General features: G+C 66.9%; 15 protein-coding genes, 2 tRNA genes and 1 riboswitch. Of the genes, 16 read left to right on the top strand and 1 reads right to left on the bottom strand.

From position 1 onward, the window contains the following. Positions 1 to 128: 128 nt before the first annotated feature. Positions 129 to 226: riboswitch (TPP riboswitch) on the top strand. Positions 227 to 233: 7 nt separating this feature from the next. The 14 genes from thiD to mctP all read left to right on the top strand — a co-directional run bounded on the left by thiD (position 234) and on the right by mctP (position 12,443). After that, entirely contained in the window at positions 234 to 1,754 is a 1,521-nt protein-coding gene (gene thiD, locus JCQ34_RS10765; protein WP_286404437.1) for a bifunctional hydroxymethylpyrimidine kinase/phosphomethylpyrimidine kinase, read from the top strand. 336 nt (positions 1,755 to 2,090) lie between these two features. Beyond that, positions 2,091 to 2,399: a 50S ribosomal protein L21 gene (gene rplU / locus JCQ34_RS10760; protein ID WP_141946370.1), complete on the top strand. Its 309-nt coding sequence runs from the start codon at positions 2,091 to 2,093 to the stop codon at positions 2,397 to 2,399. A gap of 62 nt (positions 2,400 to 2,461) precedes the next feature. Beyond that, positions 2,462 to 2,725, top strand: a complete 264-nt coding sequence (gene rpmA, locus JCQ34_RS10755) for a 50S ribosomal protein L27 (RefSeq protein WP_009372867.1) — start codon at positions 2,462 to 2,464, stop codon at positions 2,723 to 2,725. Between the two features lie 116 nt (positions 2,726 to 2,841). After that, the gene (obgE, locus tag JCQ34_RS10750) at positions 2,842 to 4,431 is read left to right on the top strand and encodes a GTPase ObgE (RefSeq protein WP_286397497.1); all 1,590 of its coding nucleotides are present in this window, start codon (positions 2,842 to 2,844) and stop codon (positions 4,429 to 4,431) included. Continuing rightward, positions 4,421 to 5,572: a glutamate 5-kinase gene (proB, locus tag JCQ34_RS10745; RefSeq protein ID WP_286397495.1), complete on the top strand. Its 1,152-nt coding sequence runs from the start codon at positions 4,421 to 4,423 to the stop codon at positions 5,570 to 5,572. Before obgE ends, proB begins: the two co-directional genes overlap by 11 nt. Positions 5,573 to 5,598: 26 nt before the next feature. Then, complete coding sequence (locus tag JCQ34_RS10740) at positions 5,599 to 6,963, top strand: glutamate-5-semialdehyde dehydrogenase (protein WP_286397493.1); 1,365 nt, start codon at positions 5,599 to 5,601, stop codon at positions 6,961 to 6,963. 78 nt (positions 6,964 to 7,041) lie between these two features. Beyond that, a complete protein-coding gene (locus JCQ34_RS10735) occupies positions 7,042 to 7,281 on the top strand; it encodes a hypothetical protein (RefSeq protein ID WP_286397491.1) in 240 nt (79 codons plus the stop codon). Between the two features lie 55 nt (positions 7,282 to 7,336). Continuing rightward, the gene (nadD, locus tag JCQ34_RS10730; protein WP_376977023.1) at positions 7,337 to 7,951 is read left to right on the top strand and encodes a nicotinate-nucleotide adenylyltransferase; all 615 of its coding nucleotides are present in this window, start codon (positions 7,337 to 7,339) and stop codon (positions 7,949 to 7,951) included. Positions 7,952 to 7,958: 7 nt separating this feature from the next. Beyond that, complete coding sequence (locus tag JCQ34_RS10725; RefSeq protein ID WP_286397488.1) at positions 7,959 to 9,251, top strand: hypothetical protein; 1,293 nt, start codon at positions 7,959 to 7,961, stop codon at positions 9,249 to 9,251. 42 nt (positions 9,252 to 9,293) lie between these two features. Then, on the top strand, positions 9,294 to 9,695 hold the full coding sequence (gene rsfS, locus JCQ34_RS10720; RefSeq protein WP_286397486.1) for a ribosome silencing factor: 402 nt from the start codon (positions 9,294 to 9,296) through the stop codon (positions 9,693 to 9,695). A gap of 114 nt (positions 9,696 to 9,809) precedes the next feature. Continuing rightward, positions 9,810 to 9,882: transfer RNA gene (locus tag JCQ34_RS10715), tRNA-Ala, on the top strand. A gap of 240 nt (positions 9,883 to 10,122) precedes the next feature. After that, positions 10,123 to 10,195 (top strand) — tRNA-Ala (locus JCQ34_RS10710). A gap of 197 nt (positions 10,196 to 10,392) precedes the next feature. Beyond that, positions 10,393 to 10,770, top strand: a complete 378-nt coding sequence (locus tag JCQ34_RS10705; protein WP_286397483.1) for a DUF3311 domain-containing protein — start codon at positions 10,393 to 10,395, stop codon at positions 10,768 to 10,770. Next, on the top strand, positions 10,767 to 12,443 hold the full coding sequence (gene mctP, locus JCQ34_RS10700) for a monocarboxylate uptake permease MctP (protein WP_286397481.1): 1,677 nt from the start codon (positions 10,767 to 10,769) through the stop codon (positions 12,441 to 12,443). The genes JCQ34_RS10705 and mctP overlap by 4 nt, the downstream gene beginning before the upstream one ends. Before the next feature lie 185 nt (positions 12,444 to 12,628). On the opposite strand, the gene JCQ34_RS10695 is transcribed toward mctP, so the two are convergent. After that, positions 12,629 to 14,011, bottom strand: coding sequence for an SAM-dependent methyltransferase (locus JCQ34_RS10695; RefSeq protein WP_286397480.1), 1,383 nt, complete (start codon positions 14,009 to 14,011; stop codon positions 12,629 to 12,631). Between the two features lie 46 nt (positions 14,012 to 14,057). Between JCQ34_RS10695 and JCQ34_RS10690 the strand changes: the two genes are divergently transcribed. Continuing rightward, positions 14,058 to 15,140, top strand: a complete 1,083-nt coding sequence (locus JCQ34_RS10690) for an FAD-dependent oxidoreductase (protein ID WP_286397478.1) — start codon at positions 14,058 to 14,060, stop codon at positions 15,138 to 15,140. A gap of 50 nt (positions 15,141 to 15,190) precedes the next feature. Continuing rightward, entirely contained in the window at positions 15,191 to 16,381 is a 1,191-nt protein-coding gene (locus JCQ34_RS10685) for a class I SAM-dependent methyltransferase (RefSeq protein WP_286397476.1), read from the top strand. Positions 16,382 to 16,383: the final 2 nt, after the last annotated feature.

Here is a 16,383-nt window from a genome sequence, read left to right as displayed (position 1 = left end):
CCGCTTTGTGGACAGTTCCCCCGTAAATTACAGGGGGAACTGTCCATAGGGCGGGGACTCCTGCGTGCGGCCACCCTCCCCGCGCCTGCAGTCACCTTTCCTGCGGTCAGGCCCCAGCGGTTAGGCTGGGAACCGACACGGGGTGCCGCGCAGAAGGCCGGCTGAGATCCAGACCCGTTGAACCTGTCCGGCTAGTACCGGCGAAGGGATGTCTCTTGTCTTCCACCCTTTCCATGCCCCTGCCAGTTGCCTCCGGTGCATTCGCCGCGTTACCTGCGGGCCGTGACGTTCCCCGCGTGCTCTCCATCGCGGGCTCGGACCCGTCGGGCGGAGCGGGTATCCAGGCAGACCTCAAAAGCATCGCCGCGCACGGCGGTTACGGCATGGCCGCCATCACCGCCCTCACGGCCCAAAACACTAGGGGCGTACAGGCCGTGCACGTGCCTCCGGCCGCCTTCCTGGCCCAGCAATTGGATGCCGTCAGTGACGACATCAGCATCGACGCCGTCAAGATAGGCATGCTGGGTGACGGGGAAGTGATCCGCACTGTGCGCGGGTGGCTCGAAAAGGTGCGTCCCGCCGTCGTGGTTCTTGATCCGGTGATGGTTGCCACCAGCGGTGACCGGCTGCTGCAGGAGTCGGCAGAAGCCGCACTGCGGGAACTGCTGCCCCTTGCCCACCTCATCACCCCAAACCTGCCCGAGCTTGCCATGCTGGTGGGCGCGGCCCCCGCCGGGAACTGGGACGAGGCACTGGCCCAGGGCCGGGGCCTGGCCGACGCTACCGGGGCAACCGTGCTGGTCAAGGGCGGACACCTGGCAGGTTCGGACTGCCCGGACGCGCTGGTCAACACCGCGGGCCTGCTGGGACAGGACGTAGTGGAAGTCCCGGGCAACCGGATCTCCACCCGCAACAGTCACGGCACAGGCTGCTCCCTTTCCTCTGCCATGGCAACGGTGCAGGCCCGCCTGGGCGACTGGGAAGCGTCACTGCGGACGGTTAAGCCCTGGCTGGCGGGTGCCCTCGAGAACTCGGGTCTGCTGGAGGTGGGCCAGGGGAATGGACCCGTGCACCACTTCCACCACCTGCGGCCGGCACTGCAGGAAGGCGGCTTCGCGGCCCGGCTGTGGGCGGAAGCCCAACAGGACCTCGACGATATCTATGCGCTGGACTTCATCCGCGGCCTGGCCACCGGAGACCTGGCCGAGAAGGACTTTGCCTACTACCTGGCCCAGGACGCCCTTTACCTCAACGGGTACTCCCGCGTGCTGGCCCGCACCAGCGCCCTGGCCCCCTCGGAGGCCGAACAGCTGTTCTGGGCAGGATCGGCCCAACATTGCCTCGAGGTGGAAACGGAACTCCACCGCTCCTGGCTCAGCACCCGGCCAGCCCAGGGCGGCCTCGGCCCCGTCACAAAGGCCTACGTCGACCACCTCACCGCAGCTTCGGCGTCGGGCTCGTATGCTGTCCTGGCTGCCGCCGTCCTGCCCTGCTTCTGGCTCTATGCCGAGGTAGGGGAGAAGCTGCACGCCCAGTTCGTTGCCTCCGGTGAGCCGGACGCGCATGCCTACGCTGCCTGGCTCCGCACCTATGCCGACGAGGCCTTCGCCGAAGCCACCCGCCGGGCTGTTGCCATCGTGGATGAGGCGGGGCGGAAGGCCTCCGACCATGAAAGGGCAGCGATGGTCACCGCGTTCAAGCAGTCCTGCCGACTGGAAGTGGAATTTTTCGACGCGCCGAGGCTGCATGCCTGACTGCTGAGGGCAGCAGCGCCGCTATGATTGATCCGCATGGTTGCGGTGCTGCCCACCGGGTTTGTGGTTACTACCACAGCCGGGCCGCCGGAACCAGCCTCATTTGCGGCCGTGGACGGATTTAGCGTATTCTGGATCTTCGGTGCTTACGCCAACACTTGGGTTATGACCCTGGAGCAATTCGCTGTGCATAACAAGCGGACTTCTCCACCGGGACGGCTCACGGATTTCCCCGGGAAATCCACGGCGTTGAGGCACAGCGGGAACCCAGCCAATTTCTGAGCCGGGTGCCGCACGCAAATTTTGTAATAAACGTCGAGAGAAGTGAGTTCCCAAGTGGTGTACGCGATTGTCCGCGCAGGCGGCCGCCAAGAGAAGGTTTCCGTTGGAGACTTCGTTACCCTGAACCGCGTCGCCGGTGGAGCCGGCAGCACCATCGAGCTGCCCGCACTGCTCCTGGTTGACGGTGACAAGGTCACCTCCGCCGCCGCTGACCTGGCCAAGGTAACTGTTACGGCTGAAATCCTCCAGGACCTGCGTGGTCCTAAGATTGTCATCCAGAAGTACAAGAACAAGACCGGCTACAAGAAGCGCCAGGGTCACCGCCAGGAACTGACCAAGGTCAAGATCACCGGCATCAAGTAACCACCGGTTACTGTTCAGGTTTTCCAACAGATTCCCCAGAATTTTAAAGGCAGGCATTTCAGATGGCACATAAAAAGGGCGCGAGCTCCACTCGCAACGGCCGCGATTCCAACGCTCAGTACCTCGGCGTCAAGCGCTTCGGCGGCCAGGTAGTTTCCGCAGGCGAGATCATCGTCCGCCAGCGTGGCACCCACTTCCACCCGGGCGCCGGCGTTGGCCGTGGCGGCGACGACACCCTGTTCGCACTGACCCCGGGCGCCGTTGAATTCGGCACCCGCCGCGGTCGTCGCGTGGTCAACATCGTTGCTGCTGCAGCTGCAGAGTAACAACCAGTTCTGAAGCGGTGGAGCGGGCCTGTGGGTCCGCTCCACTGTTCTTTTAACCGCATTACAATCGATGTGGCGTTCCGGACGCCAGGTAAACAGCATTTGAGGAGATCCACGTGGCCAGCTTTGTAGACCGGGTAGTCCTGCACGTATCCGGCGGATCGGGCGGCCACGGATGCGTCTCCGTCCACCGCGAGAAGTTCAAGCCGCTCGGCGGGCCCGACGGCGGCAATGGCGGCAACGGCGGTGACGTGATCCTTCGCGTCGATCACCAGACCACCACACTCCTCGACTACCACCACGCACCCCACCGGCACGCCAGCAACGGTGGCCCCGGCATGGGTGACTGGCGCGGCGGCAAGAACGGCGAGACCCTGGTGCTGCCCGTGCCGGACGGCACCGTGGTCAAGACCAAGGACGGCACCCTGCTCGCCGACCTCGTCGGTGAAGGCGCCGAATACGTGGCGGCCGCCGGAGGCCTGGGCGGGCTCGGCAACGCCGCCCTCTCATCCCAAAAGCGCCGCGCCCCTGGCTTCGCACTGCTGGGCCTCGAGGGCGACTCCCGCGACGTCGTGCTGGAACTGAAATCCATCGCGGATATCGCACTGGTGGGCTTCCCGTCCGCGGGCAAGTCCAGCCTCATCGCAGCGATGTCCGCCGCTCGCCCCAAGATTGCCGATTACCCGTTCACCACCCTGGTTCCCAACCTCGGCGTGGTGCAGGCCGGCGACGTCCGGTTCACCATCGCCGATGTTCCCGGCCTCATCGAAGGCGCCAGCGAGGGACGCGGCCTGGGCCACAACTTCCTGCGCCACGTTGAGCGCTGCGCTGCCCTGGTGCACGTGCTGGACTGCGGCACCCTGGAATCGGACCGGGACCCGCTCTCCGACCTCGCCATCATCGAGGGAGAGCTGGAGAAGTACGCCGTCGACATGAGCTATGCCGGCCAGGATGGCGAAGTCGTCCCCCTGAACCACCGTCCCCGCCTGGTTGCCCTGAACAAGGTGGACCTGCCGGACGGCAAGGACATGGCGGAGTTTGTGCGCCCGGAACTCGAATCGCGCGGTTACCGCGTCTTCGAAGTCTCCGCCACCAGCCACGAGGGACTGCGCCAGCTCGGGTTCGCCATGGCCGAGATTGTCCAGGCTGCGCGGGAGGCCGTAGCTGCCGCCCCGCCCAAGGTCCAGCCGACCGTGCTGCGCCCGCGCGCTGTCAATGAAGCAGGGTTCAAGATCCGCCGCGAAGAGAAGAACCTGGAGCCGCTGTTCCGCGTGCTGGGCGAAAAGCCTGAGCGCTGGGTCAAGCAGACCGACTTCACCAACGAGGAAGCCATCGGCTACCTCGCGGACCGCCTGGCGAAGCTCGGCGTGGAGACCGAGCTGTTCAAGCAGGGCGCCAAGCCGGGGGACACCGTGGTCATCGGCGGGGACGACGGCGTCGTCTTCGACTGGGAGCCCACCATGATGGCCGGGGCCGAACTCCTAGCCTCGCCGCGCGGCACCGATCCCCGGTTCGCCGATATCGGCGACCGCCCCACCCGCAGCCAGAAGCGCGAGGAGCAGCTGGAACGCCGGGAGGCCAAGGCTGCCGCCCGCGCCGAGCTTGAGGCGGAGCGTAAAGCCGGGATCTGGACCGAATCCGTCAGTGCCCGCCGCGCCGCCCAGCCCCTCAAGGAAAGCGGACTGGACGCCGACGATGACCTCTAGGAGCTTGACCGCGGAACCCGCCGGCCACGCCGCGGACCGTAGTGCGCTGGCAGGTGCCCGGCGCATCGTGGTCAAGGTGGGCTCATCCTCGCTGACCAGCATTAAGGGCGGCATCTCGGAAGAGTCGCTCACCGCCTTGGCCGACGCGCTGGCGGCCAAGCGCAACGCCGGAGCCGAGATCATCCTGGTGTCCTCCGGCGCCATCGCCGCCGGTCTGGCTCCGCTGGGACTGGCAAAACGGCCCCGCGACCTCGCCACCCAGCAGGCCGCAGCCAGCGTGGGCCAGGGACTGCTGATGGCCCGCTACACCCAGGCCTTCGGCGCCCACGGCGTCACTGTCAGCCAGGTCCTGCTCACCGCCGAGGACCTGATGCGCCGCAGCCAGCACACCAATGCCCTGCGCGCCATGGACCGGCTGCTGAACCTCGGGGTCGTCCCCGTGGTCAACGAAAACGACACCGTTGCCACCCACGAAATCCGCTTCGGCGACAACGACAGGCTTGCCGCCCTGGTGGCCCACCTGGTGCGCGCCGACGCACTCGTGCTGCTGTCCGACGTCGACTCCCTCTACGACGGTCCGCCCGCCCAGGGTGCCAAGCGCATCCCCCTGGTCACCGGCGCGCACGACCTTGAGGGCGTTTCCATCGGCAAGGCGGGCAAGGCCGGCGTGGGCACCGGCGGCATGATGACCAAGGTCGAAGCTGCCAGCATGGCCGCCGGCTCGGGCATCCACGCCCTGGTGACCTCCACACCCAACGCCGCCGCGGCCCTGAACGGCGAGGACGTGGGCACCTGGTTCTCAGTCAACGGCTCCCGCAAACCGGTCCGCCTCCTGTGGCTGGCCCACGTCGCCTCCGTGCAGGGCCGCCTGGTCCTGGACGACGGAGCCGTGCGCGCCGTGCTGCACCACCACACCTCCCTGCTGCCGGCGGGCATTTCCGCCATCCACGGAGACTTTGAGCCGGGCGACGCCGTGGAGCTGGCAGCTGCTGACGGCACCGTTGTTGCCCGTGGACTGGTCAACTACTCATCCCAGGAACTGCCCCACATGCTGGGACGCTCCACCAGGGAACTTGGCGAGGAACTGGGCAGCGGCTATGACCGCGAAGTTGTTCATGTTGATGACCTGGTGCTCTTGTGAGCTGCAGCCTCGCCTAAACTTGGAGCATGACTGAAGACCTGATCCATACTGCTGAAAATTCCGGAACCACTGCGGCGCAGGCGCAGCCGGGTCCGTCGGCAGGGCAGGCATCAGCCGTGGACGCTCTTTCCCCCGCGGAGGTGGAAGCGGCCGTCCACGCCATTGCCGACCGCTCCCGCCACGCAGCCCGCCGGATGTCCACCGCCAACCGCGCCTGGAAAGACCGCGGCCTCCGCGCCGTGGGAGCCGCGCTCCAGGAGAACGTCCAGGCCATCCTCGCCGCCAACGCCATGGATGTGCAGCGGGGCAAGGACAACGGCACCTCCGCGGCCCTCCTGGACCGGCTCACCCTCACCGAAGCCCGGGTTGCCGGCCTGGTGTCGGCCCTTGAGAATCTCGCCAACCTTCCGGACCCCGTAGGCAACGTGGTCCGCGGCCAGACCCTGCCCAACGGGCTGCGCCTCCGCCAGGTCAACGTGCCCATGGGCGTGGTGGCAGCCATATACGAGGCACGTCCCAACGTCACCGTGGACATCGCGGGGCTGGCCCTCAAAAGTGGCAACGCAGTCATCCTGCGCGGCGGCAGTGCAGCGGAAGCAACCAACCAGGTCCTGGTGCGTGTGCTGCGGGAAGCCCTCGAATCAGTCGGCCTGCCCGCCGATGCCGTGCAGACCGTGGACCAGTTCGGCCGCGCCGGTGCCAATGTCCTGATGAAGGCGCGCGGCCGGGTGGACGTGCTCATTCCCCGCGGCGGCAGGGACCTGATCCAGACCGTGGTTACCAATTCAGCCGTGCCCGTCATCGAGACAGGGGAGGGCAACGTCCACATCTTCATCGACGAGTCCGCCGACGAGAACATGGCCGTGGAGATCCTGCTCAACGCCAAGACCCAGCGGCCCAGCGTCTGCAACACCGTGGAGACGCTGCTGGTCCACTCCGGTTCAACGGTGCTGCCCGCCGTCGCCACCGCCCTCCGCAACGCCGGCGTCCGCCTCCACGTGGACCACCGCATCAAGGCGGCGCTGCCCGGCGTCGAGACCGAAGCAGCGACGGACGCGGACTGGGCCACCGAGTACATGGACCTGGACCTGGCAGTGGCCATGGTGGATACCCTGGATGAAGCCGTCCAGCACATCCGGACCTGGTCCACGGGACACACCGAGGCGATCCTCACCAACCACCTTGCTAACGCGGAACGATTCATTGCTGAGGTGGATTCGGCGGCGGTAATCGTCAACGCTTCCACCCGCTTTACCGACGGCGGGGAGCTGGGCCTTGGTGCCGAGGTGGGCATTTCCACCCAGAAGCTGCACGCGCGCGGTCCGATGGGGCTGACCGAGCTCACCACCACGAAGTGGATCGTCCAGGGCGAAGGCCAGGTCCGCGGGTAGCAACGCGGTAACATAGACCAGAACCCGTAAGGCGGCGGAGGGTTCCGCTGCCATTAAATCCTTGAACAAGGGGAGAAAATGCTGCTCCAGCAGATTGCCATGTCCGTCGCCGCCGCCGGTGAATCAGGCCATGAGGAGCCTGCGCCGCTGTGGGCTGAGCCATGGGTCTTCGGTGTATCCATGTTCGCCATCCTGGTGGTCCTGATGTTCATCGCCTGGTCCTACAACAACCTGGGCAACCGGCACGCTGCCACCGACGAGCACGCGGATCCGCACCGGCAGCACCCCAACAAGCACGATCGCGGGCAGGGTCACTAAGATTTCCCACAATCTGCACCGCAATGGTGCCCGGGGGAGGCTGCGGCTGGGCGTGATGGGCGGGACGTTCGATCCCATCCACCACGGCCACCTTGTGGCAGCCAGCGAGGTCGCGGCGGAATTCGACCTTGACGAGGTTGTTTTCGTCCCCACCGGGCAGCCATGGCAAAAGTCCCATAAACAGGTCAGCGAGCCCGAGCACCGCTACCTGATGACCGTCATCGCCACGGCCTCCAATCCGCGGTTCACCGTCAGCCGCGTCGATGTGGACCGTCCCGGGCCCACCTACACCATCGATACCCTGCGCGACCTGCGGGCACAACGCCCGGATGCAGATCTGTTCTTCATCACTGGGGCGGACGCCCTGGCGCAGATCCTGTCGTGGAAGGACATCGACGAACTCTGGTCCCTGGCGCACTTTGTCGGAGTCACGCGGCCCGGACACGTCCTGGATGGCATGGGCCGTGAAGACGTCAGCCTCCTGGAAGTTCCGGCGATGGCCATCTCGTCCACTGATTGCCGTGCCCGCGTGGCGGCGAACAATCCGGTCTGGTACCTGGTCCCGGACGGGGTGGTGCAGTACATCGCCAAGTACGGCCTGTATTCCGACGCGCCATCAAGCGCGGAGGAACAAACTTCCGAAGCACGCGAACCAGCCAGTACTGAATGAGTTCTCAATGAGTCAGGAACAGCCACCAATCCGCAGCCGCCGGGAACTCCGGAAGGCCAGGGAAGCCCAACAGGCCACCCCGCCTTCGACGGAGCAACGCCCGCCTGCCGCCGACCGGCCGGCTGACCGCGCACCTGCACCGGCAGCCCGTCCCCAAACGGCCCCGGAACAGACGTCCACCCAGCGTTCGTCCCAGATCCGGGCCCGGGACCGCGCCACGCTGCGCGCCATCAAGGAGCTTGAGGAAAAGGAAGGGCAGCTCTCCGCCGGGGGACCACCCACCCGGCGCCAGCTGCGTTTGCAGCAGCTCAAAGAGCAGGCACTGACGGCGGCCAACCCCGTTGTTCAGGCCGCTGCTCCAGCTTCCCCCGCACCGCCTTCCCCCGACCCCGGAAAGGGCAGCGGGCAGGGGGATAAGCCCGAGCGCCAGAAGCCGGACGGCCCCACCCAGGCTCCCGGAAGCGCCCCGGAAGGTATGACTGTCGAACAGGCGCTGCAAGCGCGGGAACTTATCGCCGCGCAGGCGCGAAACCAGATCGCCAAGATGGAGCACATTGCCTCCATGGATCCCGAAGCCGTGGATCCGGAGATCCTTGCGGAGCAGATTGCCCTCGCCGAACGTGCGGCCGTGCTGAACCGCCGCGCCATGGCCCGGCAAAAGCTTGCCGAGCAGGCCGGGACGCCTGCCGGCCAGGGCAGGACAGCCGCTCCCGCGGACAAGCCAGCCCCCTCCAACGCCGACAAACCCGCCCCCTCCAACGCCAACAAACCCGGCCCCTCCACTGCCAGTAAGGCCGGCCCCTCCACGGCGAACAACCTGGCTATGGTGACTCCGCTCGAGTTCGTCCAGGTACCCGGCGTCGACCGTCCGGTGATGAAGCCGCCGGCAACCTCCCATGTTCCGGTGACCACCAGGCCCGGTACGAAGGTTTCCCCGGGTACAAAGGTTCCGCGTGGCGGGAAGCGCAAGCCTGCCGCCCAGTCCAAGGTGCCTGCGGCTGACTCCGCCACCGGCCGTTCCCAAGTCATTGCCCGGGCGGAGGCTGCCGCGAAGGCAGCAGGCCGTCCCAAACCGGTGACGCGTCCGGCGGGCCAGCCGGAGAACCAGTCGGAGGACCTCTTCGAGGATCTTCCCCGCGTTCCTGCCAGCTCCGCTTACGGTCTCGATCCACTGGACGCCGCCACCGCCGGCTTGACCAGGGCGCGGCGGAACCGGATTCTCCAGTTCTGCATTCTCGCGTTCGGGATCCTGGCCCTCGTTGCCGGCATCATCCTGATCGTCAGCGGCATGTCCCGCTGACCTGCCGGCCGGCACCAACACTTAACACAATCAAGGAGTCCCGTGACTGCAACAGAATCATCCATCGCCATTGCCCGGACGGCCGCCAAGGCCGCCGCGGACAAGATCGCCCAGGACATCGTCGCCATGGATGTGAGCGAACGCCTGGCCCTGGCTGACGTTTTCCTCATCGCTTCGGCGCCCAGCGAACGCCAGGTCAATGCCATCGTGGACGGCATTGAGGAAGAACTGGCCAAGCAGGACCTGCGTCCCGTGCGCCGCGAGGGCCGTTCCGGCGGACGGTGGGTCTTGCTGGACTACGCCGACGTCGTCATCCACGTCCAGCACGAGGAGGATCGCGTGTTCTATGCCTTGGAGCGCCTGTGGAAGGACTGCCCAGTCGTGGACTTGCAGTTGGGTGATGACGCTTCAGCCAAAGCCGGCGCAGCAGCCGAGAGCGAGTAGGCCGGGCCGGCCGGCGAATATTCCCGATTTGGAATTTTCGGAATTGCTGTTCTAAGATATTTGAGTTGCTTCGGGGGAGACCCGGAAGAAAACTTCTTGGAGCGGCAACATTCCGGGGCTGTGGCGCAGCTGGTAGCGCACCTGCATGGCATGCAGGGGGTCAGGGGTTCGAGTCCCCTCAGCTCCACCGGCAAGTCCGCCGGAACCATCAGGTTCCGGCGGACTTTTTTGTTCCCACATCCCGGATGCTCCGGATTGCACCGGCGCCCGGACTTTTCACCCCCGCGTTTCCCGGTGATTTGTCCAGTGGCAGGTGCGTGGGGAAGGCCCGGTTTCAGGCTGTTGAGGGCCGATTGGCGTCCAGCGGAAAAGTGCATTACTCTGGTCAGGTTGCTCCGGGGAATTCGACCGGAAGGGACAAAAGTACGGGGCTGTGGCGCAGCTGGTAGCGCACCTGCATGGCATGCAGGGGGTCAGGGGTTCGAGTCCCCTCAGCTCCACCGATACATGGAAGAAAGGGAACCATCTCCTGGTGATGGTTCCCTTTCTTGTTGCCAGCGGCAACTGTTCGTGGACTGAAACTCTTCCGGCGCAGGTCAAAGCGCGGTACAACTGTGGTTGAGGGCACATCGTTCCGCCTCCGGACTGCTTTCCTCCAAAGCGGCGGCCGCGGGACGGGCTGACGAGGAGGTCACAGATGTCCCACGCAGATGGTTCCGGCTACAGCCCGAACGGTGAAACTGTTCCCGAAGGATCGCGCCTGACGCGCGACACTGCCATCCGCGGGCCGGCCAGGCCCGCCCCCTATATCGGCGCCGGCATACTGTTGGCCGCCGCCATCCTGTTCCCCCTGATGCCCCAGCTTTACGCCTTTGATGCGCCGCGGCTTGGCGGCATGCCGTTCTTCTACTGGTACCAGCTCCTGTGGGTGCCCATTTCGGCCATTCTTACCGGCAGCGCCTATTGGCTGGTGACCAGGGAGGACCGACGACGGCGGGCGGAGGCCCGTGCCGGCGGCGCACCCCAGGAAGGGGCAGCCGCTGCCGGGGCCGGCATGGAAGGGGAGCGGCCATGACCGGCCGGCAGGTCAACTGGACGGCGCTTGTTATCGTCGTGCTGCTCTTTGTCGTCGTCGCCGTAATGGGCTTCCTGGCCGCCAGGTGGCGCCGCAGCACGGAAGTGGAAGGATTGCACAGCCTGGATGAGTGGGGTCTGGGCGGCCGCGGATTCGGTACCTGGATCACCTGGTTCCTGTTGGGCGGGGACCTGTACACCGCGTACACGTTCGTGGCGGTGCCGGCGGCCATGTGGGCCACTGGCGCGGTGAGCGGCTTCTTCGCCGTCCCCTACACAATCGTTCTGTACCCCATCATCTTCATCATCATGAGCCGGCTGTGGTCGGTCTCCCACCGCCACGGCTACGTGACCTCCGCAGACTTTGTCGGCGGACGCTACGGCAGCCGCTGGCTCTCCCTTGCCGTCGCCATCACAGGCATTGTTGCCACCATGCCCTACATCGCCCTGCAACTGGTGGGCATCAAGGCCGTGCTCACGGTTCTTGGCCTGGGCAGCTCCGGCAACGTGCTCTTGACTGACCTGCCGCTGATCCTGGCCTTCGTGGTCCTTGCCGCCTACACCTACACGTCGGGCCTGCGCGCCCCGGCGATGATCGCCGTCGTCAAGGACCTGCTGATCTACCTTGCCGTGATCGTTGCCGTGATCTACCTGCCCATCAAGTTCGGCGGGTGGGACACGATCTTTGGCTCCGCCCAGTCGAAGCTGGGCACAGTGAACCAAGCCACGGGCAAGCCGGCCGGCGTCTTCATCCCGGGAGGGGCCAACTACTCCGCGTACTGGTCGCTGGCACTGGGCTCGGCCATGGCGCTGTTCATGTATCCGCATTCGGTGACCGCGGTACTCGCCTCGAAGGCCCGCAATACCATCCGGCGCAATGCGGCCATCCTGCCGCTGTACTCGCTGATGCTGGGGTTCCTTGCACTGCTGGGCTTCGTCGCCATCCAGGCTGGCACCAAGCCCATAGACTTGGACGGCTCCGTCAACCCGCAGCTGGTGGTTCCGCAATTGTTCCTTGACCACTTCCCGGCCTGGTTCGCCGGCATCGCGCTGGCCGCCATCGCCATCGGCGCCCTGGTGCCGGCAGCCATTATGTCCATCGCGGCCGCCAACATGTTCACGCGCAACATCTACCGGGACTTCATCCGGCCTGACGTTGATGCCAGGACTGAGGCGAAAGTGTCCAAGATCGTCTCGCTGGTGGTGAAGGTGGGCGCCCTGGTCTTCGTCATCGCCATGGACCAGTCCGCAGCCATCAACATGCAGCTGCTGGGCGGCATCTGGATCCTGCAGACCTTCCCGGCGGTGGTGGCAGGCCTCTACACCCGGTGGTTCGACCGCTGGGCGCTGCTGATCGGCTGGGCGGTTGGCATTATCTTCGGCACCGTGTCCGCCTACAACGTGGTCAATCCGGTCACCAAGGCACACTTCGGCGGCTCGGTGGCCCCCATCCCCGGGACTGACTTCAGCGTCTACATCGCGGTGTCAGCCTTCGCGCTGAACCTGGTGGTCGCCGTCGTCCTGACCGTGGTGCTGCGGGCACTGAAGGTCCGGACAGGCGAGGATCTCACCCGGCCCACCGACTACGCGGCGGACGAAACGGACCCGAAGGTGGTACAGATCGAGAAGACCCAGCATTTCACCCAGCCGGGCGGGCCTTCACCGGTCGCCTGACGGCGCAGGAGCCACGCCCGCCGGCAGCAGATGCCCTGCCGCAACAGCCGGGTGCAGCGCCCGGATAGACCGCCCTCCTGCCGGGTTACGTCCCGGCAGGAGGGCGCTTGCCTGGATGCGCTCCAACCGGACGCTCACCGGCCGTGACTGGAACGCTCGTGTCGCATGCCGGAGGGCGCCTTAGGTCACAGCCACGCGTTCCGCCGCAGCGGCGGTTCTTCCCCGCCCGGCCGCCGGACCAGGACCTGGTTGACCCCGGTCAGCCCGTTTTCGAACCCCAGTGCACTCGCAGCCATGTACAGCCGCCAGACACGCGCACGCCCTTCGCCGGCCAGTCGGACGGCCTCGTCCCAGTTGCGCTCCAGCCTGCTGACCCAGGCCCGGAGTGTCAGGGCATAGTGGCCCCTGAGGGCCTCCACGTCGAGGACTTCGAACCGGGCGGTTTCCAGGGCGGAGACCATTTCGCCGAGGCTGATCATTTCGCCGTCCGGGAAGACGTACCGGGGGATGAACGAGTCCGGATCCGGGCTGGTGGGCCCGGCGTTCCAGGAGATGGCGTGGTTCAGCAGCCGGCCGCCTGGGCGCAGCAGCGCGAAAAGCGCCGCGGCGTAGGCAGGGGTCTGGGCGCGTCCCACGTGCTCCGACATCCCGATCGAACTGATCGCGTCGAATGGCCCGTCCTGCACGTCCCGGTAATCCTGGACCCGGATGTCCACGCTGTCCGTAAGGCCTGCGTCTGCCGCGCGCTTGCGCGCCAGGACCGCCTGTTCCGCAGAGAGCGTCACGCCGACGACCGTGACGCCGTAACGGGCGGCAGCATGGAGGGCGAAGCTGCCCCACCCGCAGCCCACGTCGAGGACCCGCATCCCGGGTTGAAGGCCAAGCTTCCGGCACACCAGGTCCAGCTTGGCTTCCTGCGCGGCATCCAGGCCACCGTCCACGGCGCCGTCGATCCCGCCAGCGTCCTCGTTCGGGTCCGCGCCCCCTTTGTCCGCGGGCCGTGCGGCTGCATCGGGAGGCCACACGGCGCATGAATACACCATGGACGGACCCAGCACCAGGGCATAAAAGTCGTTCCCGACGTCGTAATGGTGTGAAATGGCGGCCGCATCACGCCCCTTGGAGTGCATCCTGCCTTTCCTGGCGACGCGTGCCTCCTCGGGCGGCGGGACCGGGTTGGGTCCCACAGCCCCAAGCCGGACGGCGGTGCGCAGGAGCAGCCAGAGTTCCCCCGCGGTCAGCGGGCGGAACGGACCGGGCTCGGCGAACTTGCCGGCAGAACTCAACGCCGTGAACGCGGCGAAGATATCGCCTGGCGCGTCAATGTCGCCGGCCACATACGCCCGGCTCAGCCCCAGTTGCCCGGGCGACCAGAGCATCCGCCGCAGGGCCTTCCGGGACCTGAACTCCAGGACCGGAGCACCCGCAGGACCCGCCTCCGAGCCGTCCCAAGCCCGCAGGCGCAGCGGTATCTGCCCGGTCCCCAGCACCGCCCCCAAGGCCTTTTCCAGCCGCGCGGCGTGCCCCTTGGTTCCGGTTCCGTTTGGTACTGCAGCTCCAGTGTCCATGCGCCCACCCTAAGGCCGCTCTGCCCTCCGCGACTATCATGGGGGAGTGATTCCTGACCCAACCGATGTGGTGGTCATCGGTGCGGGCCAAGCCGGCCTGTCGGCCGCCTACCACCTCCAGCGCCGGGGCCTGGACTATGCTGTGCTCGACGCCGAGGAAGGTCCGGGCGGTGCATGGCGGCACCGGTGGAAGAGCCTTCGCATGGCCACCGTCAACGGGATCAGCGACCTGCCCGGCATTCCCAAGCCGGAGGTGGACCCCGCCGAACCCAGCTCCGAATTCCTGACCCGCTACTTTGGCAACTATGAAGCGGAGCTGGGCCTCTCCGTCCGCCGGCCCGTCAAGGTGCGCGCTGTCAGGCGGGAAGACGACAACCCCGCCGGCCGGTTGCGAATCGAAACGTCCGACGGCGACTGGACCGCCAAGGCGCTCATCAACGCCACCGGCACGTGGACCCGCCCCTTCTGGCCCATTTATCCCGGCCAGAACTCGTTCCGCGGCCGGCAGCTGCACGTCGCCGACTATGTTTCAGCGGACGAATTCCGCGGCCAGCACGTCATCGTCGTAGGCGGAGGCATTTCCGCCGTCGGCCTGCTGGAGGAAATTTCCCGCATCACCACCACCAGCTGGTTCACCCGCCGCGAACCGGTGTGGCGGGACGCGCCGTTCGATGCGAAGGCGGGCCATGACGCCGTGGCCCTGGTGGAGGAACGGGTCCGCCGTGGGCTTCCGCCGCAGAGCGTGGTCTCCGTGACGGGACTGATCTGGACGCCTGCATTGCGCGCCGCCAAGGAACGCGGTGCACTCAACCGGCAGCCGATGTTCACATCCATCGAGCCCGACGGCGTCCGCCGGGCGGACGGGAGCCTCCTGAAAGCCGACGTCATCCTTTGGGCCACCGGCTTCAGGGCCGAACTGGAACATCTCGCGCCGCTTCACCTGCGCGGGCCCGGCGGCGGGATCGCCATGGACGGCACCCAGGTGGCAGCCGAGCCGCGCGTCCACCTGGTGGGTTACGGCCCGTCGTCGTCCACCATAGGTGCCAACCGGGCAGGCCGGGCAGCAGTGGCGGCGATCATAAGACTGCCTGGAATGGCGGCGGCGGCGGAACCGGTAACGTGGGGGTGATGCCCCGGGCGCCGGGGCCGGCAATCGCAACAGAAGGCGGCAGGACACCGGTGGCAGCAAACTCGCTGGAGGACATTTTCCACGTCCTGCGCCGGCGCCCCGACGTGGAGGCCCCTAATCTGCAGGCGTGGGATGCCACAGACCGGCTGCTGCTGGAGACGGCCGTGCAGCTCGGGCGGGCCTGCAGCGCCATCGCCGTCATCGGTGACCGCTACGGCGCCCTGACGCTCGGCGCTTCCGCGGTGCTTGCCCCCGCGTCGTTGCGCGTGCACCAGGACCTCATCACCGGGGAACGGGCCCTGCGGCTCAACGCGGCCGAACTGCCGGCCGAACTGCCGGCCGGCCTGCAGACCCGCCGCGAGGCTGCCGGTTCCGGGGACATCGCAACCGGGTTCGTCCAGCTGCCCCTTGGCCATGATCTGCTGGAGGGGGCAGGAACGGTCCTGCTGCAGCTCCCCAAGACGCTGGCCGAATTGGAGGAAATTGCCACCGCCATAGCGCGGTTCGCGGCGCCGGACGTCCGGTTGTTGGCAGGAGGCCGGGTGAAGCACATGTCACTGGGCATGAACGCAGTCCTTGAACGGTACTTCGTGTCCGTGCAGCCGCAGCTCGCACGGCAAAAGTCGCGGGTCCTTCTGTGTAGCGGCCCCAAGCCTGCCACTGCCGCCCCGCGCTTCCCGGTAGTGGAGCACGTTGCCGAGCTGGACCTGGACGTGGCTGCACATGGAGCTGTCTTCGCCGGCCCACGGCTGGACATCGGCACACGGTTCCTCCTGACGTTCCTGCCCGCCATGAAGCCGGCGCGGCACGCCGTCGACCTGGGCTGCGGCACCGGCATCCTCGCCGCGATGTACGCCCGGCAGTTCCCTGCCGCATCCGTAACGGCAACAGACCAGTCAGCAGCCGCCGTGCAGTCCGCGCTCGCCACCGCCCGGGCGAACGGACTGGCTGACCGGGTCAGCGTCCTGCAGGACGATGCGCTCAGCAGCTTTGCCGATGCGTCCGTGGACGCCGTGCTGCTGAACCCGCCCTTCCACGTCGGTGCCGGTGTCCATGCCGGAGCCGGCCTGAAGATGATCGAGGCCGCCGGCCGTGTCCTGGCTCCCGGCGGCGAACTGTGGACGGTCTTCAACCGGCACCTGGCCTACCAGCCGGCACTGGAACGCTGTGTAGGGCCCACCGTGGTGGAGGGCCGGAACGCCAAGTTCATCGTCACGCGCAGCACACGCCGCCTCCGCTGACC

This window comes from Pseudarthrobacter defluvii, from assembly GCF_030323865.1.
Classification (GTDB): Bacteria; Actinomycetota; Actinomycetes; order Actinomycetales; family Micrococcaceae; genus Arthrobacter; species Arthrobacter sedimenti.
Note: the sequence above shows the minus strand (reverse complement) of the source record. Positions and strands in the feature narration are given on the sequence as shown.